Source organism: Agromyces solani, assembly GCF_058349925.1.
In genome coordinates, this window is the sequence record NZ_JBYRER010000002.1 from 289047 (window position 1) to 313277 (window position 24231).

The window sequence follows — 24231 nt, forward strand, 5'->3', positions numbered from 1 at the left end:
TTCTCTGGGTGTGTGCAGGTGGTGCTGGGTGGTGCGTGCCGACAGGGGGCGGCTATTTCACGCTCCCCGCGGTGAGCCCCGACTGCCAGTAGCGCTGGAGGTAGAGGAATGCCGCGGAGATCGGGATGACGGTGAGCAGCGAACCGGTGATCACCAGGTTGGGGATGGGGACCGTGCCGACCGAGGTCGACGCCGAGGCCCATTGGTTGAGGCCGACCGTGAGCGGGTACCACTGGGGGTCGCTCAGCATGATCAGCGGGAGGAAGTAGTTGTTCCAGGTCGCGACGACGGCGAACATGAGCACGGTGATGAGGGCCGGGGCGAGCTGGCGCAGCGAGATCGAGAAGAAGATGCGCAGCTCGCCGGCACCGTCGAGGCGCGCCGCCTCGAGGAGTTCGTCGGGGATCGCCTCGGCCGCGTACACCCATACGAGGTAGAGCCCGAAGGCGCTCACGAGCGACGGGATGATGACCGACCAGGGCGTGTTCGTGAGGCCCAGTCCGCTGAACATGAGGAACTGCGGCACGGCGAGCACGGAGCCGGGGATGGCGAGCGCGCCCAGGATGATGGCGAACACGGCGCGCCGGCCGGGGAAGCGGTACTTCGCGAGACCGTACCCGGCGAGGGTGGCGAGCAGCGTGGCGCCGCCCGCGCCGACGACGACGTAGAGCAGCGTGTTCGCGAACCAGCGGGCGAACTCGCCGTTGTTGTAGGTGAACACCTCGACGATGTTGTCGAAGAGCGCGAAGTCGGGCGCGAACCAGAGCGCGAAGGTGTCGTAGAGGTCGGCCTGGCTCTTGGTCGAGTTGATCACGAGCCAGAACAGCGGCACGACGCAGTAGAGCAGCATGAGCAGCATGAGCACCGTCAGGGTGATCGACGCGCGGCGGTTGCGGGGGCTGCGGCGCGCGGCCGGGCGGCCCGCGAACGGGATGCGCCCGCTCGCGAGGCGGCTCGGACGACGACCGGCGGTGGTGATCGATTCGGTGGTCATCAGCGCTTCTCCTGCTTGTTGCCCGTCGACTGCGCGAAGTACGCGACGACCATCGTGATGAGGCCCGAGACGATCGCGATCGCCGCGGCGTAGTTGAACTGCTGGCCGGCGAACGACAGGTTGAACGCGTAGAGGTTCGGCGTGAAGTAGCTCGTGATGACGTTCGGGGCGATCGACTGCAGCACGGCCGGTTCGTTGAAGAGCTGGAAGCTGCCGATGATCGAGAAGATCGTCGCCACGAGGATCGCGCCGCGGATCGAGGGGATCTTGATCGCGAAGATCGTGCGGAAGGCGCCCGCGCCGTCGATCTCGGCCGCCTCGTAGAGCTCCTGCGGCACGGCCTTCAGCGCCGAGAAGAAGATCAGCATGTTGTAGCCGACGAACTCCCAGGTCACGATGTTGCCGATCGCGGGCATGATGTAGCTCTCGGAGAGCGGGGCGGGCAGGGAGATGCCGAGCCAGTGCTCGAGGTCGGCGACGAGCCCGAACTGCGAGCCGTACATGTAGCCCCAGATCATGACGGCGACGACGCCCGGAACGGCGTACGGCAGGAAGATGCTGAGCCGGTACAGCGGAACGAAACGCAGGCGCGCACTGTCGAGCGCGAGGGCCACGAAGAGCGCGAGCCCGAGCATGATCGGGACCTGCACGCAGAGGAAGATCGTGACCCGGATCGTCGCGTCCCAGAACTTCGGGTCGGTGAGTGCGAGGCCGTAGTTCTCGAGCCCGACGAAGTGCGTGCCGCCGACGAGCGTCTCGCGGAAGAGGCTGAGGTAGATCGCATACACCAGCGGCGCGATGAGCACGAGCGCGAACACGAGCATGAACGGCCCGACGAACCACCAGCCGGCCCAGTCGCGGCGCACCCGGCGGCGCCCGGTGCGGGACGCCTCGGAGCCGGGCGCGACTCGGCTCGCGTAGGTCGCGTAGGAGACGCCCGCGGGCGGCTCCGCCTTCGCGTGCACCGCGGTCATCGGCGGCCTGCTCTCGCACCTCGGGCGGGTGACGTCTTCGTCATGCGCGATCGCACTCCTTCGTGAATGTTTGCGTTCCCAGTGGAGTATACGGGAGGATCATGTTTACGCAAACAGAAATCCTCGCGCCGTCGATCGGCGCGAGGATCGTCTTCGAAGAAGAGGAGGGCCCGATGTCGGACGGCACGGTGCAGGAAGCGGTGGCCGGGCTGCCGCCCACCGGCGGATCCGCCGGCGGCGAGTGGTGGCGATCGGCGGTGATCTACCAGGTGTACCCGCGCTCGTTCTCCGACTCCGACGGCGACGGCGTCGGCGACCTGCCCGGCATCACCGCGCGGCTCGACGCACTCGTCGAGCTCGGGATCGACGCCCTCTGGCTCTCGCCGTTCTACGTATCGCCGCAGCGCGACGCCGGCTACGACGTCGCCGACTACTGCGACGTCGACCCGCTCTTCGGCACGCTCGCCGATTTCGACCGGCTCGTGGCCGCGGCGCACGCCCGAGGCATCCGCGTCATCGCCGACCTCGTGCCGAACCACTCCTCCGACCGGCACCCGTGGTTCCAGGCCGCCCTCGCGGCCGGCCCGGGCAGCCGCGAGCGCGCCCGGTACCTGTTCCGCGACGGCCGGGGCCCCGGCGGCGACGAGCCGCCGAACAACTGGATGTCGCACTTCGGCGGCCCGGCCTGGACCCGGGTGCCCGAGGCCGACGGCACGCCGGGGCAGTGGTACCTGCACCTCTTCGACTCGTCGCAGCCCGACTTCGACTGGCGCAACGACGACGTGCGCGAGGAGTTCCGCCGCATCCTCCGCTTCTGGCTCGACCGGGGTATCGACGGATTCCGCGTCGATGTGGCGAGCAGCCTCGTGAAGGCGGAGGGACTGCCCGATCACGACCCCGATGCCGACGGATTCGCGCCGTTCGACGGGCAGCCCGAGGTGCACGACGTCTTCCGCGACTGGCGCACGATCGTCGACGCCTACCCGGGCGATCGCGTCCTCGTCGCCGAGGCGTGGATCAAGCCGCTCATCCGCAGGGCCGATTGGGTCCGCCCCGACGAGATGCACCAGGCGTTCAACGACCTGTTCGACGTCTGGGATGCCGCGGCGCTGCGCCGCGCGATCGACGACGCCCTCGAGGCGTATCCGTCGGTCGGGGCGCCGGCGACCTGGGTCTCGTCGAACCACGACTCCGTTCGGCCGGCGACGGGGCTCTCGATGACGGCCCCGCAGCGGGAGGGCGGCCTCGGGCCGCGTTCGTCGGGCGTGCCCGCGTACGCGGACTCGCTCCCGCGCGCCCGCGCGCTCGCACTGCTCATGCTCGCGCTGCCCGGTTCGGCGTACGTCTACCAGGGCGAGGAGCTCGGGCTGCCCGAGGTCACCGGGATCCCCGATGCCGCACGCCAGGACCCGACCTTCTTCCGCACCGGCGGCGAGCAGTACGGGCGCGACGGATGCCGCGTGCCGATTCCGTGGGAGGCCGATGCGCCCGGCTACGGCTTCAGCGGGAACGGCGCGTCGTGGCTGCCCCAGCCGCCCGCCTGGGCGCAGCTCGCGCGCGATCGGCAGCGGATCGACCCCGACTCGACCGTGAACCTGTACCGGCGGGCCCTCGCAGTCCGCCGCGAACGCACCCTCGGCACCGGTGACCTCGACTGGCTCGACGGCCACCCGCCCCACGTGCTCGCCTTCCGCAACGGCGACGTCACCGTACTCGCGAACACCGGCGACCAGCCGGTGCCGCTGCCGCTCGGCGAGATCCTCCTCGCGAGCGCCCCGCTCACCGCCCGTATCCTCGAACCCGACACCGCAGTTTGGATGACCGCATGACCACCGCCCCCGATGTCCGCACGATCCACGTCGTCTTCAAGACCCACCTCGACCTGGGCTTCACCGACACCGCCGCCAACGTCACCGATCGCTACGTGCACGAGTACCTGCCGCGCGCCATCTCGCTCGCGGAGGAGCTCGAGCGCCGCGGCGGACCGGCCCGCTTCATCTGGACGACCGGCTCGTGGCTCATCCACGAGGCGCTCCGCCTCGGCGGCCCCGACGAGCGCGAGGCGCTGGAGCGGGCGATCCGTGCGGGCCACGTCACCTGGCACGCACTGCCCCTGACCACGCACACCGAGCTCATGGATCCCGGACTCGTCGAGCACGCGATCGCGATCGGCCGCAAGCTCGATGCCGGTTTCGGCCACCGCACGACCGCCGCGAAGATGACGGACGTCCCCGGCCACACGATCGGTCTCGTGCCCTTCCTCGCGCGCAGCGGCATCGAGTACCTGCACCTCGGCGTGAACGGCGCCTCGGCGGTGCCCGACGTGCCCGAGTTCTTCGTCTGGCGGGCGCCCGACGGCAGCGAGGTCGTCGTCAACTACGCGCGCAGCTACGGGGCGACCGATCTCGGGCTCGCGGTCGTGCCCGGCGGTACGGACGCACTGCACCTCGCGCACACCGGGGACAACTTCGGCCCGCCCCCGGTCGAGGAGGTCGAGGAGCTCTTCGCCCAGCTCCAGGCGGAGTACCCGGAGGCCCGGGTGGTCGCCTCGACGCTCGAGGCGTTCAGCGCGGGCGTCGTCGCGGTGCGCGAGGGCCTGCCCGTGCTCGAGCACGAGATCGGGGACTCCTGGATCCACGGCGTCGGGAGCGACCCGGTGCAGACGGCGCGGCTCCGCGCCCTGCTGCGGCTCCGGGCCGAGTGGGTGGCGACCGGCGCCCTCGTGCCCGGCACCGAGGAGTGCGACGCGTTCAGCGACGGCCTCCTGCTCGTGCCCGAGCACACCTGGGGCGAGGATCTGAAGACCCACCTGCCCGACTACGTGAACTACGAGAAGGCCGCCTTCCGGCGCGCCCGCGCGGCCGACGTCATCGACCCGACCGCGAATCCCGACGAGTTCGACGAGTACGCCTGGGCGTACACCGAGCACCCGAACCCGCAGGGTCTGCGCTACTCGGCGTTCGAAGCGTCGTGGGCCGAGCAGCGCGCCCACCTCGACCGCGCGCTCGCCGCGCTCTCGCCCGAGCGCCGCACCGAGGCGGAGGCGGCGATCGCGGGCACCCGGCCCGCCGACGCCGAGGGAACGGCCGCGACGCCGATCGACCTCGGCGCCGACCACGCCGTCGGCGCCTACCGCGTGCGCTTCGGCGCCGACGGCGCCCTCGTCTCCCTGGTCGACGCCGACGGCACCGAGTGGGCCGGCCCGGAGCATCCGCTCGCCGCCTACCGGTACGAGACGTTCGACGAGCGCGACGAGGTCCGCTGGGTCGAGGAGTACTGCCGCGACCTCGACGAGCACGCGATGTGGGCGATCCCCGACCAGTCGAAGCCCGGGCTCGCGATCGCAGAGACCCTGCCGGCCACGACGTTCGCGCCGACGGTCGTGTCGGCCGAGCGGGCCGACGATGCCGAAGCAACGGTCGTCGTGCTGCGACTCGCCCTGCCGCAGGCGGCGTGCGAGGCGTGGGGCGGGGCCCGTGACATCCGGCTCGCCTACCGGTTCCCGGCCGAGGCCGGGCCGATCTCGATCACGCTCGACCTGTGCGACAAGGACGCCTCGCGGCTGCCCGAAGCGAGCTGGCTGGCGTTCCGTCCGCGCACCGAGCCCGGCGACTGGCGGCTCACGAAGATCGACACGCCGGTCGACCCGCAAGCGGTCGTGCGGAACGGCAATCGCAGCCTGCACGCGGTCGCCGAGGTCGCGCACTCCGCGGAGCGGAGCTTCTCGCTGCGGCCGCTCGACGCGGCGCTCGTCGCGGTCGGCCGTCCGGCGCTCTATCGCTTCGACAACACGGTGCCCGACCCCGAGGACGGCTTCCACGTCAACCTGCACAACAACGTGTGGGGTACGAACTTCACGATGTGGTTCGACGACGACCTGCGATTCCGCTTCCTCCTCGAGCTCGGGGGCGGTCGATGACCGAACCGCTCGTGACGAGCCCGCCCGTCGTGATGGCGCCGCGCGCCGACGGGTTCGAGGTCGTCTGGGGCGTGAGCCGGCTCAGCCGCGGATGGCTGGAGTGGGAGACCGCCGACGGCACGCGCGGCACCGCGACCGCCGACGCCTTCGGCATGGTGCCGCAGGGCGACCGGGTGCTCCGCGTGCGCACGGCCGGCTGGCCCGCGGGCACCGCCCTGCGCGTGCGCTCGGTCACCGAGGCGGTCGAGGCTCCGAGCGATCGCCACGAGAGCGACTGGAAGCCCGTGCGCACCCTCGACGCGGCATCCGACCGCGCGCGCTTCGCCGTGTGGAACGACACCCACCAGGAGGACGACACCCTGCGGGCGCTGCACGAGGCGACCCCCGAGGTCGACGTGCTCGTGTGGAACGGCGACCTCTGCAACGACTGGAAGGACCCGTCGTGGTTCACCTCGACGGTGCTGAACCCGGCGGGTCTCGACGTCAGCGCCGGGCGCCCCCTCGCGATCGTGGTCGGCAACCACGACGTGCGCGGCACCTGGGCGTACCAGTTCGAGGACTTCGTCGCCACGCCCGAGGGGCGGCCCTTCACCGCGTTCCGCATCGGGCCGGTGGCCTGCATCGTGCTGCACACCGGCGAGGACAAGCCCGACGCCCACCCGACGTTCCAGGGGCGCGTCGCCTTCGAGCCGCTGCGGGCCGAGCAGGCCGAGTGGCTGCGCGAGGTCACGGCACGTCCCGAGCTCCGGGATGCCCCGTACCGGGTCGTCTTCTGCCACATCCCGCTGCGCTGGGTCGACGAGGCCGAGGTCGACTACGACGCCGAGGGCTACGACTGGTTCAGCCGGATGAGCCGCGACGCCTGGCACGACGTGCTCGTGGAGTGGGGCGCGCAGATCGTCGTCTCGGGGCACACCCACTACCAGACCTGGATGCCGGCGACCGAGGACTTCCCGTACGCGCAGCTCATCGGCGGCGGGCCCGACTTCGACGTCGCCTCCGACGAGGCGGCCGCCTGGATCGACGGCGAGGCGAGTGCCGACGAGCTCGTGCTCACGATGCGCGACCTCGGCGGCGAGGTGCTGCAGGAGGTGCGGCTCGCGCCGCTCGCCTGACGCCCGAACGAGCAGGGGCCGGGTCGCGATCGCGACCCGGCCCCGTTCGTCGTTCCTAGACGAGCGTCCCGACGAACAACTCGTTCAGCCGCAGTCCCGAGCCCGAGGTCCATTGCAGCTTGAACTCGGAGATCTCGCCGAACCTGCTCAGATCGACGTTGACATAACCGCCGGTCAGTGTCCCCGCATCGATCCACTCCTGACCGTCAGCCGGCTTGACCTTCAGGTCGACCTCCGATTCCTCGTCCTTGACCAGGATGAGCTTGCTCGCGGCGGGCGTGTTGACGTTGCTGTACGTCAATGCGCCGGCCGCGTCGCCCACGTCGACGGAGGTGAAGAGGTCGAGATCGAGCAGCGTCTCGAGGCCGCCCGGATCACCGCTGAGCACCGCGGTGTCTTCGTCGACAGTCGAATTGACCGCGACGTCCAGCAGCTTGAGCCAGTTGCTCTGCACGCCGTCCGTCAGCTTCACGTAGCGAGCCGACTCGCCGCCGAGCTTCACGACGTTGTCGGCCCCGGCCTTGGTGAACGTGACCGGATCACGCCAGTTCGTCCCGTCAGAACTCAACTCGATGCTGCCCGAAGACACGAGGTCCTTCTCCGATCTGATCAACAGGTCGTAGACCGGGATTTCGCGTCCCAGATCGAAGACGAAGTGCCGGTCACCGCCCGCCCCTCGGAGCCAGAAGGACGTGGCCGGGTCGCCGTCGACGATGTTCTCGACCTTTCCGGAGTAGACGCTCACGTTGTGCGCGCTCGCCGTGGGGCGGATGGAGCCGCCGAGTGCAACGGAGAGCTCCTGTAGCGCGATGTCCTGCGCGACCGTCGACGTGTTCACCACGCGAATGTACGTCGCTGCGTTGATGCGCGGATCCGACCAGTTCATCGCGGTCCATGCACGTCCGTCGGTCGAGAACTCGGCGCTCAGGAACCTCAGATCATCGTCGATCCTCAGCGAATGCGCGTTCTTGAGCTTGTTGAAGCGGAAGCCGAAGTACTCTCCCGGGTCCACGGTGAGATCGCCGGAGCCTCGCAGCGCGACGGTCGATCCTTCGAAGGACAGGGCACGACCCTGCAGACCGGCCACGTTCGTGAAGACCTCGGCAGGGTCTTCCACGTTCACGCGGAACTCCTTGACCGACAACCCGCGATTGGGCGAGCCGGTGACCTCATCCGTGAACTCGTCGGTGGCGCGGTAGCGCAGGAACTGTGCTTCGACGTCGAGTTGCCGAGCGGAGACCGAACTGCTGTCGAAACCGGCCACTTCGAACCAGGTGGCGTTGTCGATCGATGCCTCGAGCACGCCCTGCTTGTAGTAGTTCTTGGCGTCCATGCTGATGAGCACGTTGTCGATACGCGTCGTTCTGCCGAGATTCACACCGAAGTACGCTCCACGGGACACGAATGCGCCCGATCCGGCCGCTGTGGACAGGTCGCCGTCCAGCATCTTCGGGTAGTCCAAGGTCGTGCTTCCGAAGCCATGCATCTTGGGCGGCAGCGAGAGCGCGTTCATGAGTCGAATCTCGACGAGCGAGAGGATCTCCTCGATGAAGGGAACGAGCTCCTTCTGCGCAATCACCTTCGGCGAAGACGAGACTGCGGCCTTGAGGCCGGCTCGCTGGTCCGAGATGAGGGTCATCGCAGCTCGGATCGACGCCGGATCATCCGGAGTGAGGTCGTCCAGGTCGAGGATTCCCTGAACCGCGGCCCGGCTCACTTGCGCGATCCGTTTGAGCTCGTCGAGCCAGGGCCCCAGTTCTCCGGAGATGCCGTTCGATCCGTCGTACGCCTCGAGCGTGTCGACCGCGCTGCTGATCTCGTCGAAGGATCGGATCAGGGTCGCGCCCGATTCGTCGACCTCGCCGTCGGCAGCGAGCAGTTGTTTGAAGGAGGCCAGCTCCGGCAGCAGATAGGCGGACTCCGGGGTGTCGAACGGATTCAGGCCGGCTGAGGCATGGGCCGAGAAGATCCGCAACGCCCGGGCCGCCGTCGCATCGTCCGGGATGATGCGGGCGAACGAGGCCTGCCAAATCAGGTCTGCATTGTAATCGTCGGTGTTCCACGTGTAGTCCGCGACGCTGAAGAGGGAGACCTTCGATGCCTGGGCCTGATTCATCGGGTTCGCGGCGAAGCCGGAGACGTTCTCTACGCCCGCGTGCAGGCCCTTCGACGGTCCCATATGGACATATCCGGCGCGCCCGAGATCGTTGACCGGGTAGTTCCACCACATGTAGACGGGCCGGTCGATGTATTGCGTCACCCAGTCGATGGCGCTCTGCGAGACCGGCGACACCACGTTGTCGCCGGTCCACATGATCTCCACATCCTTCGGGAAACGGCTGATGCTCTTCAGGTAGTTGATCGTCGCTTGACTGCCGCCGTCCTTTCGGTAGTACTGCGGGCAGAAGATGATGGGGCGGACGTCGCCCTTGGGCTTGATGTACTCGCGATCGATGCGGGTGATGAAGTTCACCAACTGATCGTTGTTCGTCGCGGCGTCATCGAAGAAGATCGCGAACTGTCGGACTCCGATCTCGTAGAGCTGATCGAACTTGTCCTCGAGGGCTCGGACATCCGCATCGGAGCCGAGGTCGATCTTGCCGCCGACGTGTGCCGCCCAGACGAACTGCACGTTGGTTTCACGTCCCGTGTCGACCAACTCCTTCAGTTCAGCAAGCTTCTCGGCGGGATACGGCTCTCGCCAGCGGGCGGCGTGGTAGGGATCGTTCTTCGGTCCGTAGAGGTAGGAGTTCATCTTGTGATCGCCACCGAAGACCATGAGGTCCTTCCGATTCTCGTGCGACCAGGGGGTTCCATAGAAGCCCTCGATGAATCCCCGGAACTTGACGTCCGCGTAGTCCTCGATCAGTGTGTCGCGGAGGACCACGCCCGCCTGGCTGAGGATCTGATCGAGGGTGGTCACGCCGTAGAACGCAGCGTCGTTGTCCCTGCCCTCGATGGCGACAACCCGATCGGCGGCATTGATCTCGAGTACGTAGCCGTCGTCGTTGGCAATTGAACGAGCCGGGTCGTACGTCCCGTCGAGGTAGGCGTCATCGGCGCCCTCGTCGTCGTCGATACCCACCAGAACGTCGATGTCGCGCCGCGATGAGTCCGGGCTCGCCGTCGTCACCGCGAAGCCACGCGTCTCGAACAGTGCCTCCGCTTTGGCGGCGGTGTTGGGGCCGACGCCATCGTCGACGACGAGATTGATCGTCGTCTGTTCCGGAATCGCCATGCTTCTCGGCCCAGAGGTGCAGCTGTGGACCTTGGGATACAGGTCGTACTTGCACGGCCGCGTTGCGGACGGCTCCGCGTTCGCAACCCAGGGGGACAGCAATGACAGCGTCAACGCTGACATCAGCACCGTTCCGAGCATCATTTTGCGGCCTGCTATCGGGCGCATCATCCAGCCTCCTCGACCCAGGGTGGGTCAGTGTTGCCTCTGATCCGTCGCGGTGACTCGTCACCGGCGACGAATCCGAGGAGTGTGAAAGTTGTGAACGCGTCGCCGCCGGAGGGCTTCGCGCTGGTGACTTTGTTGACTTAGTAAACTAAGTTGGGGTTGAACCTAGGCGATCGCGAAGTCTCGCGTCAAGCGTCGGAGGCCGATTCGCTCTCGATGTCGGGAACGGCTCGCTAGTCTCACCGGTCACGTGTGGACGCCGGCCGAGCAGCCGGGGCGGGATGAAGGGGCCGGGTCGCGATCGCGACCCGGCCCCGTTCGTCGTCCGCCGCTCAGCTCAGCGGCTTGCAGAGCAGCGCGTCGGGCACGCCGCCGTGCATCCAGCGATACGTGAAGGCCACGCCGGCGATGTACTCGGTGTCCTTGCACTGGCCCTTGTAGTTGCCGGGCGCCCAGTCGCTCGCGGTCGAGCCGCCGCCGGCCGGGCGGTTGTCGCCGTGGTCGAACCAGATCAGGCGGCCCTGGCTCGCCGGCAGCGCCGTGGTGCTCGTCGCGCAGACGAGGTTCCACATCGCGGCCTTGGTGCCGCCGCCGGTGCCGAGGCTGTAGCCGACCGCGACCTCGCCGGGGTTGCACTGCAGCTTGTCATAGCCGGAGGCCCAGTCGTTCGTGATGTTGCCCTGACCGCTCTGCACGCGCGGGTTCGAGGTGGCGATGCCCCCGACGTCGGTGCAGAGGCCGCGGTTGGTGCCCCGTGCGATGCCCTGCAGTCGCTGGCTGTCGGGGCAGGTGCCCTTCCACTGGCCCGGTGACCAGTCGCCCGCCTGCAGCATGCGCAGCGACGACTGGCTGTCGACGAAGCTGCCGCTGCCGATCATGTTCCAGCGCGGCACGGATGCCACGGGACCGGTCTTGCCGTTCGCGTTCACGAGCTTCACCCACTGCGGGTAGCGCCAGTCGTCGGCGATGCTGAGTTTCGTGCCGTCGGGCTTGTATGCGAGCAGTGCGTAGCCGTCGGCGAAGTTGCCCGCGGCGTCCGCCTGGGCGACGAGCGGCCACGCCGCGAAGTCGCTGTCGTTGGCCGCGAGGATGTCGGTGAAGTTCGTCCACCAGGCCTTGTCGAGCGCGCCGGTGTCGGCGGCGTGGCCGATGCCGAACTCGCTGAACCACACGGGCGCGGTGTAGTGCTGGCCTGCCGTGGTGACGTAGGCGGCGGCCCGGTCCACCTCGTCGACGAGTTCGCTCTGGGTGAGGTCGCGGTAGCGGGGGTCGGTGGTCTCACCGAGGCCCGTCGCGCCCGTGTGCTTCGGCCCGGTGTAGGCGTAGATGTGCGCGGAGTAGACGAGCTTGTCGGGGTACGGGAGGGCGTTCGAGAGGTTCGCGACGGGCTTGAGGTGCGGGCGGTCGTGGAAGGTCAGGTCGGTCGGGATGCCCTGCCAGTTGATGCCCTCCATGATGACGAGCACGTCGGGGTTCGCCTGCTGGATGGCGATGCCGGCCCGCTGGTAGGCCTGATAGAGGTCGTGGGCGTCGCCCCAGCCCCAGTTCGCGTCGTTCAGGATGTCGCGCCGCACCTCGTTGCGCAGGTCCATGCCGACGACGCGGGGGTTGTCCTCGTAGCGCTCGGTCAGCATCACCCAGTCGCTGATCCACTTCTCGGTGGTCTGGCTGCTGTTCCACCGCTCGTTGCCGTCGTTGGTTCCGCAGCACCAGCGCGAGGTGGTGGTGTGGTCGTTGAGGATCACGGCGAAGCCGTCGGCCGTGAGCGCCGCGACGACCGCGTCGAAGACCTGCAGCGGCGTCTTGCCCTTCAGCTGGGGGTTCGCCGTCACCGCGACGTCGGGCACCGGCGTCGTCATCCCGAGCATCTCGTTCGAGTACGACAGCCGGATGCTGTTGAGCCCGAGCCCGTGGAAGTCGCTCATGAGCGTCGCCATCGGCACGCGGTCGAGCCCCATGGGGATGTCGTAGCTCATGCCGCTGTTGTGGTTGGCCGGGTCGTTCTTGTCGCCGCTGCCGTTCCAGTGGCCCTGTGCGCCGTCCCAGTTGGCCGACTCGAGCTTGAACCGGTCGCCGTCGGCGTCGACGATGTACCGGCCCCTCGTGCTCAGCGGCGCCGTCCACGAGGCCGCGAGCTGCGGCCCGGTGAGCTGGGCGATGGGTGCCGACTCGGTCTCCGCGTGCGCGGGGACGACGGTCGAGACGGCGAGTGCCGCGGTGACCACGGCTACCGCGAGCGTCGCGATGCGACGATGCATTCGAACCTCCCTGTTCGTTTCTCTCCGCGTCGTCACGGGGTCGGGCTGCACTCGCGGCGACGCCTGGCGGTCGCCATGCTATGGGCGCGCCATTCGAAATGTCAACGTAAACATGTTTGCGTTGCCAGAATCGACGCGAGCATCGGTCAGGATTCGAGAAGCGCCCGTGCCCGCCCCGCTCGTAGCGTGATCGACATGTCAACCATCGAATCCATCACCATCGACGTCGACGACCCCGCTGCCGCCGACCGCTTCTACACCGACGCGCTCGGCCTCGACGGCCGACTGCGCACCCGGCTCGCCACCGAGCCGTCGACCGGCTTCCGCGGGTACACGCTGTCGCTCGTCGTCGCGCAGCCCGGCAACGTGCAGGCCCTGTTCGACGCGGCCGTCGCCGCCGGAGCCACCGTGCTGAAGCCCGTCGCCAAGTCGCTCTGGGGCGTCGGCGCTTCGGTGCAGGCGCCCGACGGCGCGATCTGGAAGTTCGCGACCTCGGCCAAGAAGGACACCGAGCCCGTCAGCAGGGCGTTCGACCGCATGGTGCTCCTCCTCGGCGTCGACGACGTGTCCGCGAGCAAGCGGTTCTACGGCGAGCACGGCTTCGCCGTGGGCAAGAGCTTCGGCAGCTACGCCGAGTTCGAGACGCCCGGCAGCCGCATCGGGCTCGGCCTGTACAAGCGGCGCGCACTCGCGAAGGACGCGGGCGTGCCCGAGGCGGGCACCGGCTCGCACCGGCTCGTCATCACGGGCGACGCCGCGACCACCGACCCCGACGGCTTCGCCTGGGCGCCCCTCACCGCGAAGGCCGACGCCTGACGCGGCGCCGGCCGGGTGCGGCTCAGGGCCCTCCGACGCTGAGCCGCACCCCGACGACGTCGCCGACCTCGAGCGACTCGGCGGCGCGCACCCACGCCTTGACGGGCACGATGTATCCGCCGTCCTTCGGCCAGAGGGCGGTCGGCCACTCGCTGCCGCCGATGCGCACCGTCGCCGGCACCATGCCCCAGCCGTAGCTCACGAGCGGCGCGATCGCGGCGAGGTCGTCGCACACCGGACCGGGCACCGACACGAAGTGCCACGGCGCGGGCCCCTTCCAGAACCACAGCTCGCCGCTGAACTCGAACTCCACGGGCTCAGGATACGGGCGGTGCGCCGGTCGCCGGCGCGTTCCACCGCCGGAGCTTCTCGGGGTTGCGCATGATCCAGGTGCGGCTGATCGCATCTCCACGCACCTCGACGACGGCGACCGTGTCGACGACGCCGTCCTCGCCGAAGGCGAGCGTGAGCCCGTCGGCCGTCTCGTGCATCGACCACTCGAGCGCGGGGCCACGCTGCTCGAGGATGCCCGCGATGAACCGGGCGACATGGTCGGGGCCGAGCACGGGGCGACGTGTCGCCGAGGCGAAGCCCCCGCCGTCGGAGACGAGCACGACGTCGGGGTCGAGCAGCGACAGCAGCGACTCGAGTCGACCCGTTCCGGCCGCGGCGACGAACGCCCGCACCACTTCGTCGTGGCGTTCGCGGCTCACGACGCCGGCGCGACGCTCGCGCACGTGCCGCCGGGCTGAGGCGGCCAGCTGCCGGCAGGCGGCGGGCGTACGCCCGACGACCTCCGCGATCTCGGCGAACGGCATGGCGAACACGTCGTGCAGCACGAACGCGACCCGCTCGGCGGGCGTGAGCGACTCGAGCACGACGAGCAGCGCCGTCGAGACCGATTCGTCGAGCATCGCGCGATCGAGGGGATCGTCGGCGGCGCGAACCGCGAACCGCGCCGCGTCGGCCGTCGGCAGGGGCTCGGGCAGCCACTCGCCGACGTACTGCTCCCGCCGGTGGCGCGCCGAGCCGAGCTGGTCGAGGCAGATCCGGCTCACCGTGCGCATGAGCCACGCACCGGCATTGTCGACCGCGTCCCGCTCGCCACGAGGCATCCGGTACCAGCGGGTGAAGCCGTCCTGCACGGCGTCCTCGGCGTCGGCGACGGTACCGAGCATGCGGAACGCGAGGCCGACCAGGGCCGGCCGCTCGGCGTCGAGCGTCGCATCGCGCGCATCGAGCGGAATCGAGGGCGCATCGGGCATGCTCCCCAGCATGGCACTCGCCGGGGTGCGCGGCACCTTGCATTCCGACGGGCTGCGTCGTCGAGATGGTGAAGAGGCGAACGGATGCCTCGACGCCGCCGCATCGCGGCCCGACCGCAGAGGAGACCATCATGAAGATCGCCGTCGCCGGAGGAACCGGAACCGTCGGACGCCACGTCGTCGAGGCCGCCCGCGAGCGCGGGCACGAGGTGGTCGTGCTCACCCGCTCCGCCGGAGTCGACGTGATCTCGGGCGAGGGACTCGCCGAGGCGATGCAGGGCGTCGACGTCGCCGTCGACACGTCCAACCTGACGACGCTCGACGCCAAGAAGGCCGAGGAGTTCTTCACGACCGGGTCCCGCAACCTGCTCGCCGCCGAGGCCGCCGCCGGCGTGGGGCACCACGTCCTGCTGTCGATCGTCGGCATCGACCGGGCGCCCTACGGCTACTACGCCGCGAAGCTCGCACAGGAGCGGGTCGTCGAGCAGGGCGACGTGCCGTGGACCATCCAGCGGGCCATGCAGTTCCACGAGTTCGCCGGGCAGATGCTCGACGGCATGTCGTTCGCGGGCCTGCATCTCGCGCCCAAGGTGCGCACCGCGCCCGTCGCCGCCCGAGAGGTCGGCGAACGGCTCGTCGCGCTCGCCGAGGCCGGGCCGTCCGGGCACGTCGCCGACCTCGCAGGTCCGCGCGAGGAGCGGCTGGACGAGATGATCCGCAAGCTCGCACGCGCTCGCGGGCTCCGGGGACCGGTCATCCCGGTGTCGGTGCCCGGCAAGCAGTTCGCGGCGATGCGCGCGGGCGTCACGCTGCCCGGGCCCGCGGCCATCCGGGCGCACCAGACGTTCGACGAGTGGGTGGCCACGCCGGTCGAGTAGCGCGCGACGGAGGAGCACGCCCTCCGCCGGTCGAGTAGCGTGCGACGGAGGAGCACGCGTATCGAGACCCCCTCGCTAGGGTGGGGACTCGTGAAGACCATCGATCTCGCCGGCATCGCGGCGCCCAACGTCGTCCTCGGCCTCATGCGCATCGAACAGCTCGGCGACGACGAGGTGCGCGCCCTCGTCGGCACCGCCCGCGACTCGGGCATCGACTTCTTCGACCACGCCGACATCTACGGCGAGACGCTGCACGCGTGCGAGCGCCGGTTCGCCGAGGCGATGCAGCTCTCGCCGGCCGAGCGCGAGCAGGTCATCCTGCAGACGAAGTGCGGCATCGTGAAGGACGGCCCGTACTTCGACTTCTCGTACGAGCACATCATCGAGTCGGTCGAGGGTTCGTTGCGCGCGCTGCAGACCGACTACCTCGACATCCTGCTGCTGCACCGACCCGACGCGCTCGTCGAGCCCGACGAGGTCGCCCGAGCGTTCGACGAGCTCGATGCATCCGGAAAGGTGCGCGCCTTCGGCGTCTCGAACCACACGCCGAGCCAGATCGAACTGCTGCGCCGATCGGTGCGCCAGCCGATCGTCGCGAACCAGCTGCAGCTGTCGATCACGCACTCGCCGATCATCGCCCAGGGCATCTCGGCGAACATGCAGGGCTTCTGGCAGTCGACGATGCTCGACGGCGGAGTGGTCGACTACTGCCGCATGAACGGCATCACGATCCAGGCCTGGTCGCCGTTGCAGGCGGGCTTCTTCAACGGCGTCTTCCTCGGATCGGCCGACTACCCCGAGCTCAACGCGGCCATCGACCGGCTCGCCGAGAAGTACGACGTGACGCCGATCGCGATCGCGACCGCGTGGATCACCCGGCATCCCGCGAACATGCAGGTCGTGCTCGGCACGACGAACGCGTCGCGCGTCGCCGACGCGGCCGCGGGCTCGGCCGTGCCGCTCACGCGCCCCGAGTGGTACGAGCTCTTCCGCGCTGCCGGCTACCAGGTGCCCTGATCGCCGACGGTCGGTCGAGTAGCGCGGAGCGCGTATCGAGACCACCGACCCGAAGCCGACGGTCGGTCGAGTAGCGCGGAGCGCGTATCGAGACCACCGTCACGCGGCCAACGGTCGGTCGAGTAGCGCGGAGCGCGTATCGAGACCACCGACCCGAGGCGCCTACTCGACCGACTGCACGCTCGCGAACGCGGCGTCCAGGATGCGGCGACGCAACCCGTTCGCGCGCTCGGCGAACCCGCGCTGACGGCGCACGTACTCGGCCTTGCCGTCGGCGGTCTCGATGCGCACGGGCGCGCCGCCCCACGGCTCCATGTCGTAGGGCGAGGCCTGCATGTCGAGATAGCGGATGTCTCGGGCCAGCTCGAACGCGTCGAGCAGCAACTCGCCCGGCACGAGCGGACCGAGCTTCACCGCCCACTTGTACACGTCCATGTTGGCGTGCAGGCAGCCGGGCTGCTCGAGCGCGGGCTGCGACTCGCGCGTCGGCTCGAAACGGTTGCGCGGCACCGCGTCGGGCGTGAAGAAGCGGAACGCGTCGATGTGGGTGCAGCGCAGCTCGTTCGCCTCGACGACGTCGTCGGTCGCCGCCTGGCCGAGCCGCAGCGGCACGGGGTGGCGGTGATCGTCCTGGCGGTACACCATGGCCCATTCGTGCAGCCCGAAGCAGCCGAACGCGCCGGCGCGCTTCGCCGTGAGCCGCAGCATCCGCTCGACCGTCGCGAGCATGGGGCCCTTCTCGGCCGTCATCGCGTCGCGGTCGACGACGATCGACCCGGACGCCGCGCCCGGCGCGTACCAGCGCCAGCCCGCGCGCTCGGTGCCGGCGGCCTCGTCGAGCTCGACGCCCGGCCCGGGATGCCACCGGCGCAGCAGGCTCGGCGAGTACGAGTAGTACGTGAAGAGGAAGTCCTCGATCGGGTGCTTCTCGCGCGCGGCCGCGCGGGCGCGATGACCCGCCGTGAGGGCGTCGGCCCGCTCGGCGTGCGCCGCGGCGCGGGCGCGCCAGTCGTCGGCGGCGAGCACGGAGGTCATCCCTCAAGGGTACGTTTCCGGTCGGTCGAGTAGGGCGCAGCGCGTATCGTGACCACCACTGCCCCGTGTCACCCGTGGTCTCGATACGGCGCTGCGCGCGTACACTCGACGGACGCGTGGCATGTCGGCGGCTGGTGCCAGACTGGGCGCGTGCTGCTCGAAGAGCTCGTCACCACGTCAGACACCGTCGCCTCGACCCGTTCGCGCCTCGCCAAGGTCGACGCGCTGGCTGCGCTGCTGCGCCGACTCGAACCCGACGAGATCGCGCCGGCCGTCGGATTCCTCGTCGGCAAGCCGCGCCAGGGCCGGGTCGGCGTGGGCTGGCGCGGGCTCGCCGCCGCCGTCGAGGCGACGCCCGCGGCGGCGGAGCCCTCGCTCACGGTCGACGACCTCGACGGCGCGCTCGACCGACTCGCCGGGGCCGGTGGTGCCGGTTCGTCGGGCGACCGCGCGCGCGAGCTCACCGAGCTGCTGGGCCGGGCGACCGACCGCGAGCAGCACTTCCTCGGCGGGGTGCTGCTCGGCGAGATGCGCACGGGCGCCCTCGAGGGCGTGCTGACCGACGCGGTCGCCCGGGCGGCCGACCGGCCGGGCGACGTCGTGCGCCGCGCCGCCATGCTCTCGGGCGACCTCGGCGAAACCGCGCGGCTCGCGCTCACCGGCACCCCCGCCGAGCTCGAGGCGGTCGGGCTCGTCGTCGGGCGTCCGGTGCTGCCGATGCTCGCCGCGACGGCGGCGACGCCGACGGCCGCGATCGAGCTCACGGGCGAGGCATCCGTCGAATACAAGCTCGACGGGGCGCGCATCCAGGTGCACCGCACCGGCGACGACGTGCGCGTGTTCACCCGCAACCTCGCCGACGTCACCCACCGCCTGCCCGAGGTCGTCGAGGTGGTGCGGTCGCTGCCGGTGCGCGACGTGATCCTCGACGGCGAGACCCTGTCGCTCGACGAGGAGGGGGCGCCGCGACCGTTCCAGGAGACGATGTCGCGGTTCGGCGCCGAGCACGCCCGCGAGACGGTGCTCCATCCGTGGTTCTTCGACGTGCTGCACGTCGACGGTCGCGACCTGCTCGACGAGCCGCTCGCGACGAGGCTCGCCGAGCTCGAGCGCATCGCGCCCGCGCATCGCATCCCCGGCGAGGTGACGGCCGACCCCGCGGCCGCCGAGCGCGTCTCCGCCGAGGCGATCGCGGCGGGTCAGGAGGGCGTCGTCGTGAAGGCGATCGGGTCGCCCTACGCCGCCGGCCGCCGTGGGTCGAGCTGGGTCAAGGTCAAGCCCGTGCACACGTACGACCTCGTCGTGCTCGCATGCGAGTGGGGTTCGGGGCGGCGCACCGGCTGGCTCTCGAACCTGCACCTGGGGGCGCTCGACCCCGCCGGCGAGTTCGGCGAGCCCGGCGGCTACGTGATGGTGGGCAAGACGTTCAAGGGTCTCACCGACGAACTGCTGCGCTGGCAGACGGAGCGCTTCCAGGAGATCGAGGTGCGGCGCACGGCGAACACGGTCTGGGTCGAGCCGGTCACCGTCGTCGAGATCGCGATCGACGGCGTGCAGCGCTCGAGCCGGTACCCGGGCGGCATCGCGCTGCGCTTCGCCCGGGTCAAGCAGTACCGCGACGACAAGCGGCCGGCCGACGCCGACACGATCCAGAACCTGCGGGCGCTGCTCAGGGGGTGACCGGCCCGCCGCCCCGACCGCTACTGTGGCAGCGTGAACTGGCAACTGCTGGTTGTACTCACCCTGCTCGTCGCGTCGATCGTGATGTTCGCGATCAACCGTCCGCGCATGGACGTCGTCGCGGTGGGCCTGCTCGTCGCCCTTCCCCTCACCGGGGTGCTGACGGTGCCCGAGACGCTGTCGGGGTTCTCCGACCCGAACGTCGTGCTGATCGCCGCGCTCTTCGTCATCGGCGAGGGACTCTCGCGCACGGGACTCACCTATCGGCTCGGCGACTGGCTCTCGGCGAGGGCCGGCACGAGCAGTACCCGGCTCATCGTGCTGCTCATGCTGAGCGTCGCGCTGCTCGGCGCGTTCATGAGCTCGACCGGGGTCGTCGCGATCTTCATCCCGGTGGTGCTGAGCATCGCGGCGCGGCTCGGCGTCTCGCCGCGGCAGCTCATGATGCCGCTGAGCGTCGCCGCGCTCATCAGCGGCATGCTGACGCTCATCGCGACTGCGCCGAACCTCGTGATCGACGCCGAGCTCGTGCGCGCGGGCCAGACGGGGTTCGGGTTCTTCTCGGTCACCCCGTTCGGTCTCGTGGTGCTGGCCCTCGGCATCGGCTACATGCTCGTGGCTCGTCGGTTCATCGGTGCCGACACCGCCGACGACTCGACCGGGGACGATCGCACCTACGGCCACCTGATGCGCGACTACGGGCTCGCCGAACGCGATCGGCGCGTGCAGGTCGTACGGGGGTCGCCGCTCATCGGACGGAGTCCGGCCGACCTCGACCTCCGTCGGCACGGCATCCGCGTCCTGGCCGTCGAGCGCCGACGGTGGTTGCAGCGCACGCTCCAGGTGGCGGCGACCGGGTCGTCGGCGCCGCTCGCCCGGGGCGACGTGCTGCTCGTCGACGTCTTCGAGCGTCGCGACGATCTCGAGGCTGGGCTGCGCCGTCTGCACCTGCGCGCCCTGCCCCTCGACGACGGGTTCCTCGCCGAGCGTTCCCGCGAGGTCGGCCTCGGCGAGGTGATGCCGCCGCCGAACTCGGGAGCGCTCGGGCGCACGGTCGGCGACCTGCGCACGCGTGAGCTGTACCGGGTCGACGTGATCGGCCTGCGCCGCGGCGCCGAGGCGTTGCCGGGCTCGCTCGCCGCCGAGCGCGTGCAGCTCGGCGACACGCTGCTCGTGGTCGGGGCGTGGGGCGACGTCAAGCGGTTCACCGCCCGAAGCGCCGACTTCGTCGCGCTCGAGCTTCCCGCCGAGGTGCGCGAGCAGGCGCCCGCGGCGAATCGCGCGCCGTTCGCGTTGCTGAGCGTCGTCGTCATGGTCGTGCTCATGGTCACGGGGCTCGTGCCGAACGTGATCGCCGCGCTCATCGCGTGCCTCATGATGGGCCTGTTCGGCTGCATCGACATGCCGAGCGCGTACCGGTCGATCCACTGGCCGACGCTGCTGCTGATCGTCGGCATGCTGCCGTTCGCGCTCGCGCTCGAGCGCACGGGCGGCATCGACCTCGCGGTCGACGCCCTGACCGGCCTCCTCGGCGAGGGGAGTCCCACCGTGCTGCTCGCGGGGCTCTTCGTGACGACCGCGGCGATCGGGCTGTTCGTCTCGAACACGGCGACGGCGGTGCTGATGGGTCCGGTGGCCATCGCCACGGCCGACAAGCTGGATGCCTCGCCCTACCCCTTCGCGATGGTCGTCATGCTGGCCGCCTCGGCCGCGTTCATGACGCCCGTGTCGTCGCCCGTGAACACGCTCGTGCTCGGGCCGGGCCGCTACCGGTTCGCCGACTTCCTGCGCGTCGGCACGCCGTTCGCCCTGGTCGTGATGGTCGTGGCGATCACGATGGTGCCGTGGCTGCTGCCCCTGTACCCGAACGGTTGACGGCTCAGCGCGGCGTGATCGAGTCGACGAACGCGTACGCCTCGCGCGCGACCTCCCGCCACCGGTCGACGCCCTCGGCGACGGGGACGACCGCCCACTCCCGCATCGGGCGCCCGCGCATCACCATGTTGTCGAGCCCGGCCGCCTCGATGCGGTCGGCGTCGAGCTTCACGACCAGGTCGCCCTGCGACGAGACGAACGCGAAGAACTTGCCTCGCACCGACAGCCCCTCCGAGCCGAACATGCGGCCGAACGCGACGCCGGGCTCGGCGAGGAGTCCGGGCGTGATCTCCCCGAGCAGTTCGAATCCCTCGTCGCGCGTACCCACGTTCACCTCCCGCTCGCCGCTCGGCTCATTCGCCCATCGTGATGCCGGTCACCGGAACGCCCGCGCGGTCGTAGACGAGCCCGACCGCCCCGCTCCCGTACGTGCGCGCGGGCTGGGCGAGCGCGAACGCCGCGGGCTTCACCCCGTCGCGGAAGACCCGCTTGCCGGTGCCGAACGCGATGGGGTAGACGAACAGGTTCAGCCGATCGACGAGGTCCTCGTCGAGCAGCGTCTGCAGCAGGTCGCCGCTGCCGATCAGGTGGATCTCGCTGAACCGCTCCTTGAGCGCGGGCAGGTCGCGAACGGGGTCGGCGATCACCGTCGTGCCGGCCCAGGTCGGTTCGTCGAGCGTGCGCGACACCACGAACTTCGGTACCGCGTTGAACTTCTCGCCGATCGCGTCGGACTGCTTCGGCCAGTAGGCGGCGAAGATGTCGTAGGTCCTGCGGCCGAGCAGCAGGGCGTCGAGCCGGTCGATGCCGGCCATGATGTCGGCGCCGTTCTCGTCGTCGAGGTACGGCGCCTGCCATCCGCCGTAGGGGAATCCGTCCGAAGCATCCTCTTCGGGCCCGCCGGGGGCCTGGTAGACCCCGTCGAGCGTGACGAACAGGTCGGCGGCGATGATGCCCATGGTCCACTCCTTCGCGTGCCGGGCGGCCCCGCCGCCGCGGCTCGTCATCGTTGCGGTTCGCGGGAGGGTCCCGCACCGTCCCATCATTCGCGCATCGGGCGTCGGACGGAACCCCCTCGCCCGACCCGTCGATGAGGGATGCTCCGCCGCCTCGCTCGGCCGACGGGCGAGCTGCACCCGCCAGACCACGACGAAGCCGGCCGCCGCCATCACGGCCACGGCCGTCGCCGCGAGGAGCACCGCCTCGATGCCGAACACGGTCGCCCCGAGGCCCGCGAGCGCAGAGCCGAGCGGCAGTGCGCCCCAGCTGATCACCCGTGAAGCGGCGTACACCCGCCCGATGAGGCCGGCGGGCGTCGTCTGCTGCCGGATGACCGCGACGACGATGCGCCAGACGCTCGACCCCGCGCCCGCCGTGACGACCCCGGCGGCCACGACCCAGAGCGGCGCGCCGAACGCCGAGGGCGCGACGAGCGCGATCGTGCCGAGGCAGTCGGCGAAGAGCAGGGCGCCGTCGCCGAGCCGACGTTGCAGCGGGGCCGTCACGAGCGACGCGGCGATGCCGCCCGCGGCCATCGCCGTGAGCAGCCAGCCGTACCCTGCGGGCGTCAGGCCGAGCGGACCCGGTGCGACGGCGTGCACGACGAACACGGCGAGCCACATGCCCCACACGAGGTTCATCGCCGCGGTGAGCACCGTGAGCGAGCGCTGCAGCGGATGCCGCCAGAGGAAGGCGATGCCGTCGCGCACCCGTCCGGCCGAGGCGTGAGCGCCGGCCCGTGCGACGGTGCCCGGGGTCGCCGCGATGCGGTGTCGTGCCCGTCGCCATCCCGCAGCGAGTCCGACCGCGGCGAGGCCCGCGAGCGCGTAGAGCGCGCTGCCCGTCACTGCGGCCAGCGCCGACGAGACGCCGACGAGGAGTCCGGCCAGGGGCGGGCCGACCAGCTGGTTCGCGACGTTCACCGTCGCCTCGAGCCGGGCGTTCGCGCTCGTGAGTGCTGCGCCCGGCACGATCGCGGGCACCGCGGCGACGAGCGAGGTGTCGACGAGCGTCTCGGCGACGCCGTAGACGAAGGCGGTGGCGAGCACCGCCGAGACGACCGGCCCGTCGAGCACGACGACGGCGGCGAGGCCCGCGAACGCGAGCATGCGAATCACGTTGACGCCTGCGAGCAGGCGCGGTGCGGCGACCCGGTCGACGATCCACCCCGCGTGCAGGCCGAAGAGCGGCCAGGCGATCGTCGCGATGGTCGCGACGAGTGCGATCTCGCCCGGCGACGCGCCCGCGGAGAGTGCGATGAGGGGCAGCGCGGTGAGCATCACGCCGTCGCCGAGGTTGGCGGCGCCGGCGGCGGCCCAGAGCCAGCCGAAGGAACTCGATCCACTCTCACCGGTGAATGCCCGCATACTGGTGAGGCTACGCTTTCGGTGCATAACCTGTCAATTGCCATTGACTGGTGAGAGAATGGTGCGGTGGACTTCGAACACGTCGCGAACTCCCTCGCACTCGAACTCGCGAACTCGGTCACCGGCCGCGACCAGAAGACCGACTGGCTCGCCGAGCCCGCGGTCGCCGCGGCCTGGGCCGAGTCGCTCGGGATGCCGCTCGAGTCGCCGGTCGATGCGCACGGTCATCGACGCCTCGCCGAGCTGCGCACCGCCATCACGGGGATGTTCGGCGCGGTCGCCGCGGGCGAGGTCGCGGACCCTGCGGCGGTGCGCGCCGTCGCCGCGGCCCACGCGCGCGGGCTCGAGGCCTACGCGTTCCGTGTCGACGGGGCATCCGTCTCACGGGACTGGCCCGAGCGCTGGAGCGTGCCCGCCCTGCTCGCGCGCTTCGCGGACTCGGCGATCGACGAGCTCACGGGTGATCGCCTCGGCCGGGTGAAGGAGTGCCCGAGCTGCGGCTGGCTCTTCGTCGACACGAGCCGCAACCACGCCCGCCGCTGGTGCTCGATGGAGATGTGCGGCAATCGCGACAAGGCCTACCGGCATTACCACCGACAGCGCGCGACCGCGTCGGACTAGGCGGATCGGCCT

The 24231-nt window shown here is 70.3% G+C and carries 18 protein-coding genes; 9 read left to right on the top strand and 9 right to left on the bottom strand.

Features of this window, described 5'->3' with window-relative positions; genetic code table 11:
• Nucleotides 1-52: 52 nt before the first annotated feature.
• Both AC3RJ7_RS09115 and AC3RJ7_RS09120 read right to left on the bottom strand, forming a co-directional pair.
• Nucleotides 53-994 carry a carbohydrate ABC transporter permease gene (locus AC3RJ7_RS09115; RefSeq protein ID WP_491455521.1) on the bottom strand — a complete coding sequence of 314 codons (942 nt, stop codon included), beginning with the start codon at nt 992-994 and terminating at the stop codon, nt 53-55.
• Entirely contained in the window at nt 994-1968 is a 975-nt protein-coding gene (locus AC3RJ7_RS09120; protein ID WP_491455522.1) for a carbohydrate ABC transporter permease, read from the bottom strand. The genes AC3RJ7_RS09115 and AC3RJ7_RS09120 overlap by 1 nt, the downstream gene beginning before the upstream one ends.
• A gap of 173 nt (nt 1969-2141) precedes the next feature.
• On the opposite strand from AC3RJ7_RS09120, the gene AC3RJ7_RS09125 reads away from it, so the two are divergent.
• The 3 genes from AC3RJ7_RS09125 to AC3RJ7_RS09135 are packed head-to-tail and all read left to right on the top strand — an operon-like array spanning nt 2142 to nt 7002.
• Nucleotides 2142-3797: a glycoside hydrolase family 13 protein gene (locus AC3RJ7_RS09125; RefSeq protein ID WP_491455523.1), complete on the top strand. Its 1656-nt coding sequence runs from the start codon at nt 2142-2144 to the stop codon at nt 3795-3797.
• Nucleotides 3794-5887 (top strand): DUF5054 domain-containing protein, encoded by a 2094-nt coding sequence (locus AC3RJ7_RS09130; protein ID WP_491455524.1) that lies wholly within the window; start codon nt 3794-3796, stop codon nt 5885-5887. Before AC3RJ7_RS09125 ends, AC3RJ7_RS09130 begins: the two co-directional genes overlap by 4 nt.
• On the top strand, nt 5884-7002 hold the full coding sequence (locus AC3RJ7_RS09135) for a metallophosphoesterase family protein (protein WP_491455525.1): 1119 nt from the start codon (nt 5884-5886) through the stop codon (nt 7000-7002). Before AC3RJ7_RS09130 ends, AC3RJ7_RS09135 begins: the two co-directional genes overlap by 4 nt.
• 55 nt (nt 7003-7057) lie before the next feature.
• Here the strand turns inward: AC3RJ7_RS09135 and AC3RJ7_RS09140 are convergent, their stop codons facing one another.
• Both AC3RJ7_RS09140 and AC3RJ7_RS09145 read right to left on the bottom strand, forming a co-directional pair.
• Nucleotides 7058-10411: a beta-N-acetylglucosaminidase domain-containing protein gene (locus tag AC3RJ7_RS09140; protein WP_491455526.1), complete on the bottom strand. Its 3354-nt coding sequence runs from the start codon at nt 10409-10411 to the stop codon at nt 7058-7060.
• A 329-nt stretch (nt 10412-10740) separates the two neighbouring features.
• Nucleotides 10741-12666 carry a glycoside hydrolase family 5 protein gene (locus tag AC3RJ7_RS09145; protein WP_491455527.1) on the bottom strand — a complete coding sequence of 642 codons (1926 nt, stop codon included), beginning with the start codon at nt 12664-12666 and terminating at the stop codon, nt 10741-10743.
• Between the two features lie 195 nt (nt 12667-12861).
• On the opposite strand from AC3RJ7_RS09145, the gene AC3RJ7_RS09150 reads away from it, so the two are divergent.
• On the top strand, nt 12862-13482 hold the full coding sequence (locus AC3RJ7_RS09150) for a glyoxalase (protein ID WP_491455528.1): 621 nt from the start codon (nt 12862-12864) through the stop codon (nt 13480-13482).
• Between the two features lie 22 nt (nt 13483-13504).
• Here the strand turns inward: AC3RJ7_RS09150 and AC3RJ7_RS09155 are convergent, their stop codons facing one another.
• Both AC3RJ7_RS09155 and sigJ read right to left on the bottom strand, forming a co-directional pair.
• A complete protein-coding gene (locus AC3RJ7_RS09155; RefSeq protein WP_491455529.1) occupies nt 13505-13795 on the bottom strand; it encodes a DUF1905 domain-containing protein in 291 nt (96 codons plus the stop codon).
• A gap of 4 nt (nt 13796-13799) precedes the next feature.
• Complete coding sequence (gene sigJ / locus AC3RJ7_RS09160) at nt 13800-14747, bottom strand: RNA polymerase sigma factor SigJ (protein WP_491455530.1); 948 nt, start codon at nt 14745-14747, stop codon at nt 13800-13802.
• Between the two features lie 131 nt (nt 14748-14878).
• On the opposite strand from sigJ, the gene AC3RJ7_RS09165 reads away from it, so the two are divergent.
• Together AC3RJ7_RS09165 and AC3RJ7_RS09170 are read left to right on the top strand one after the other, a co-directional pair.
• The gene (locus tag AC3RJ7_RS09165; RefSeq protein WP_491455531.1) at nt 14879-15625 is read left to right on the top strand and encodes an SDR family oxidoreductase; all 747 of its coding nucleotides are present in this window, start codon (nt 14879-14881) and stop codon (nt 15623-15625) included.
• Between the two features lie 90 nt (nt 15626-15715).
• A complete protein-coding gene (locus tag AC3RJ7_RS09170) occupies nt 15716-16642 on the top strand; it encodes an aldo/keto reductase (protein WP_491455532.1) in 927 nt (308 codons plus the stop codon).
• Between the two features lie 162 nt (nt 16643-16804).
• On the opposite strand, the gene AC3RJ7_RS09175 is transcribed toward AC3RJ7_RS09170, so the two are convergent.
• Nucleotides 16805-17677 (bottom strand): 3-methyladenine DNA glycosylase, encoded by an 873-nt coding sequence (locus AC3RJ7_RS09175; protein ID WP_491455533.1) that lies wholly within the window; start codon nt 17675-17677, stop codon nt 16805-16807.
• Nucleotides 17678-17827: 150 nt separating this feature from the next.
• Between AC3RJ7_RS09175 and AC3RJ7_RS09180 the strand changes: the two genes are divergently transcribed.
• Both AC3RJ7_RS09180 and AC3RJ7_RS09185 read left to right on the top strand, forming a co-directional pair.
• Entirely contained in the window at nt 17828-19357 is a 1530-nt protein-coding gene (locus tag AC3RJ7_RS09180) for an ATP-dependent DNA ligase (protein WP_491455534.1), read from the top strand.
• Between the two features lie 33 nt (nt 19358-19390).
• Complete coding sequence (locus AC3RJ7_RS09185) at nt 19391-21232, top strand: SLC13 family permease (RefSeq protein ID WP_491455535.1); 1842 nt, start codon at nt 19391-19393, stop codon at nt 21230-21232.
• Nucleotides 21233-21236: 4 nt separating this feature from the next.
• Here AC3RJ7_RS09185 and AC3RJ7_RS09190 read toward each other — a convergent pair whose 3' ends face one another.
• Both AC3RJ7_RS09190 and AC3RJ7_RS09195 read right to left on the bottom strand, forming a co-directional pair.
• Nucleotides 21237-21560 carry a hypothetical protein gene (locus AC3RJ7_RS09190; RefSeq protein WP_491455536.1) on the bottom strand — a complete coding sequence of 108 codons (324 nt, stop codon included), beginning with the start codon at nt 21558-21560 and terminating at the stop codon, nt 21237-21239.
• A gap of 25 nt (nt 21561-21585) precedes the next feature.
• A complete protein-coding gene (locus tag AC3RJ7_RS09195) occupies nt 21586-23598 on the bottom strand; it encodes an MFS transporter (protein WP_491455537.1) in 2013 nt (670 codons plus the stop codon).
• Between the two features lie 66 nt (nt 23599-23664).
• On the opposite strand from AC3RJ7_RS09195, the gene AC3RJ7_RS09200 reads away from it, so the two are divergent.
• Nucleotides 23665-24219 carry a CGNR zinc finger domain-containing protein gene (locus tag AC3RJ7_RS09200; RefSeq protein ID WP_491455538.1) on the top strand — a complete coding sequence of 185 codons (555 nt, stop codon included), beginning with the start codon at nt 23665-23667 and terminating at the stop codon, nt 24217-24219.
• Nucleotides 24220-24231 lie beyond the last annotated feature (12 nt).

What these genes read in the sequence shown, in the direction of transcription:
- AC3RJ7_RS09115 (WP_491455521.1), bottom strand. Translation starts at nt 994, where the DNA reads ATGACCACCGAATCGATCACCACCGCCGGTCGTCGTCCGAGCCGCCTC.
- AC3RJ7_RS09120 (WP_491455522.1), bottom strand. Translation starts at nt 1,968, where the DNA reads ATGACCGCGGTGCACGCGAAGGCGGAGCCGCCCGCGGGCGTCTCCTAC.
- AC3RJ7_RS09125 (WP_491455523.1), top strand. Translation starts at nt 2,142, where the DNA reads ATGTCGGACGGCACGGTGCAGGAAGCGGTGGCCGGGCTGCCGCCCACC.
- AC3RJ7_RS09130 (WP_491455524.1), top strand. Translation starts at nt 3,794, where the DNA reads ATGACCACCGCCCCCGATGTCCGCACGATCCACGTCGTCTTCAAGACC.
- AC3RJ7_RS09135 (WP_491455525.1), top strand. Translation starts at nt 5,884, where the DNA reads ATGACCGAACCGCTCGTGACGAGCCCGCCCGTCGTGATGGCGCCGCGC.
- AC3RJ7_RS09140 (WP_491455526.1), bottom strand. Translation starts at nt 10,411, where the DNA reads ATGATGCGCCCGATAGCAGGCCGCAAAATGATGCTCGGAACGGTGCTG.
- AC3RJ7_RS09145 (WP_491455527.1), bottom strand. Translation starts at nt 12,666, where the DNA reads ATGCATCGTCGCATCGCGACGCTCGCGGTAGCCGTGGTCACCGCGGCA.
- AC3RJ7_RS09150 (WP_491455528.1), top strand. Translation starts at nt 12,862, where the DNA reads ATGTCAACCATCGAATCCATCACCATCGACGTCGACGACCCCGCTGCC.
- sigJ (WP_491455530.1), bottom strand. Translation starts at nt 14,747, where the DNA reads ATGCCCGATGCGCCCTCGATTCCGCTCGATGCGCGCGATGCGACGCTC.
- AC3RJ7_RS09165 (WP_491455531.1), top strand. Translation starts at nt 14,879, where the DNA reads ATGAAGATCGCCGTCGCCGGAGGAACCGGAACCGTCGGACGCCACGTC.
- AC3RJ7_RS09175 (WP_491455533.1), bottom strand. Translation starts at nt 17,677, where the DNA reads ATGACCTCCGTGCTCGCCGCCGACGACTGGCGCGCCCGCGCCGCGGCG.
- AC3RJ7_RS09195 (WP_491455537.1), bottom strand. Translation starts at nt 23,598, where the DNA reads ATGCGGGCATTCACCGGTGAGAGTGGATCGAGTTCCTTCGGCTGGCTC.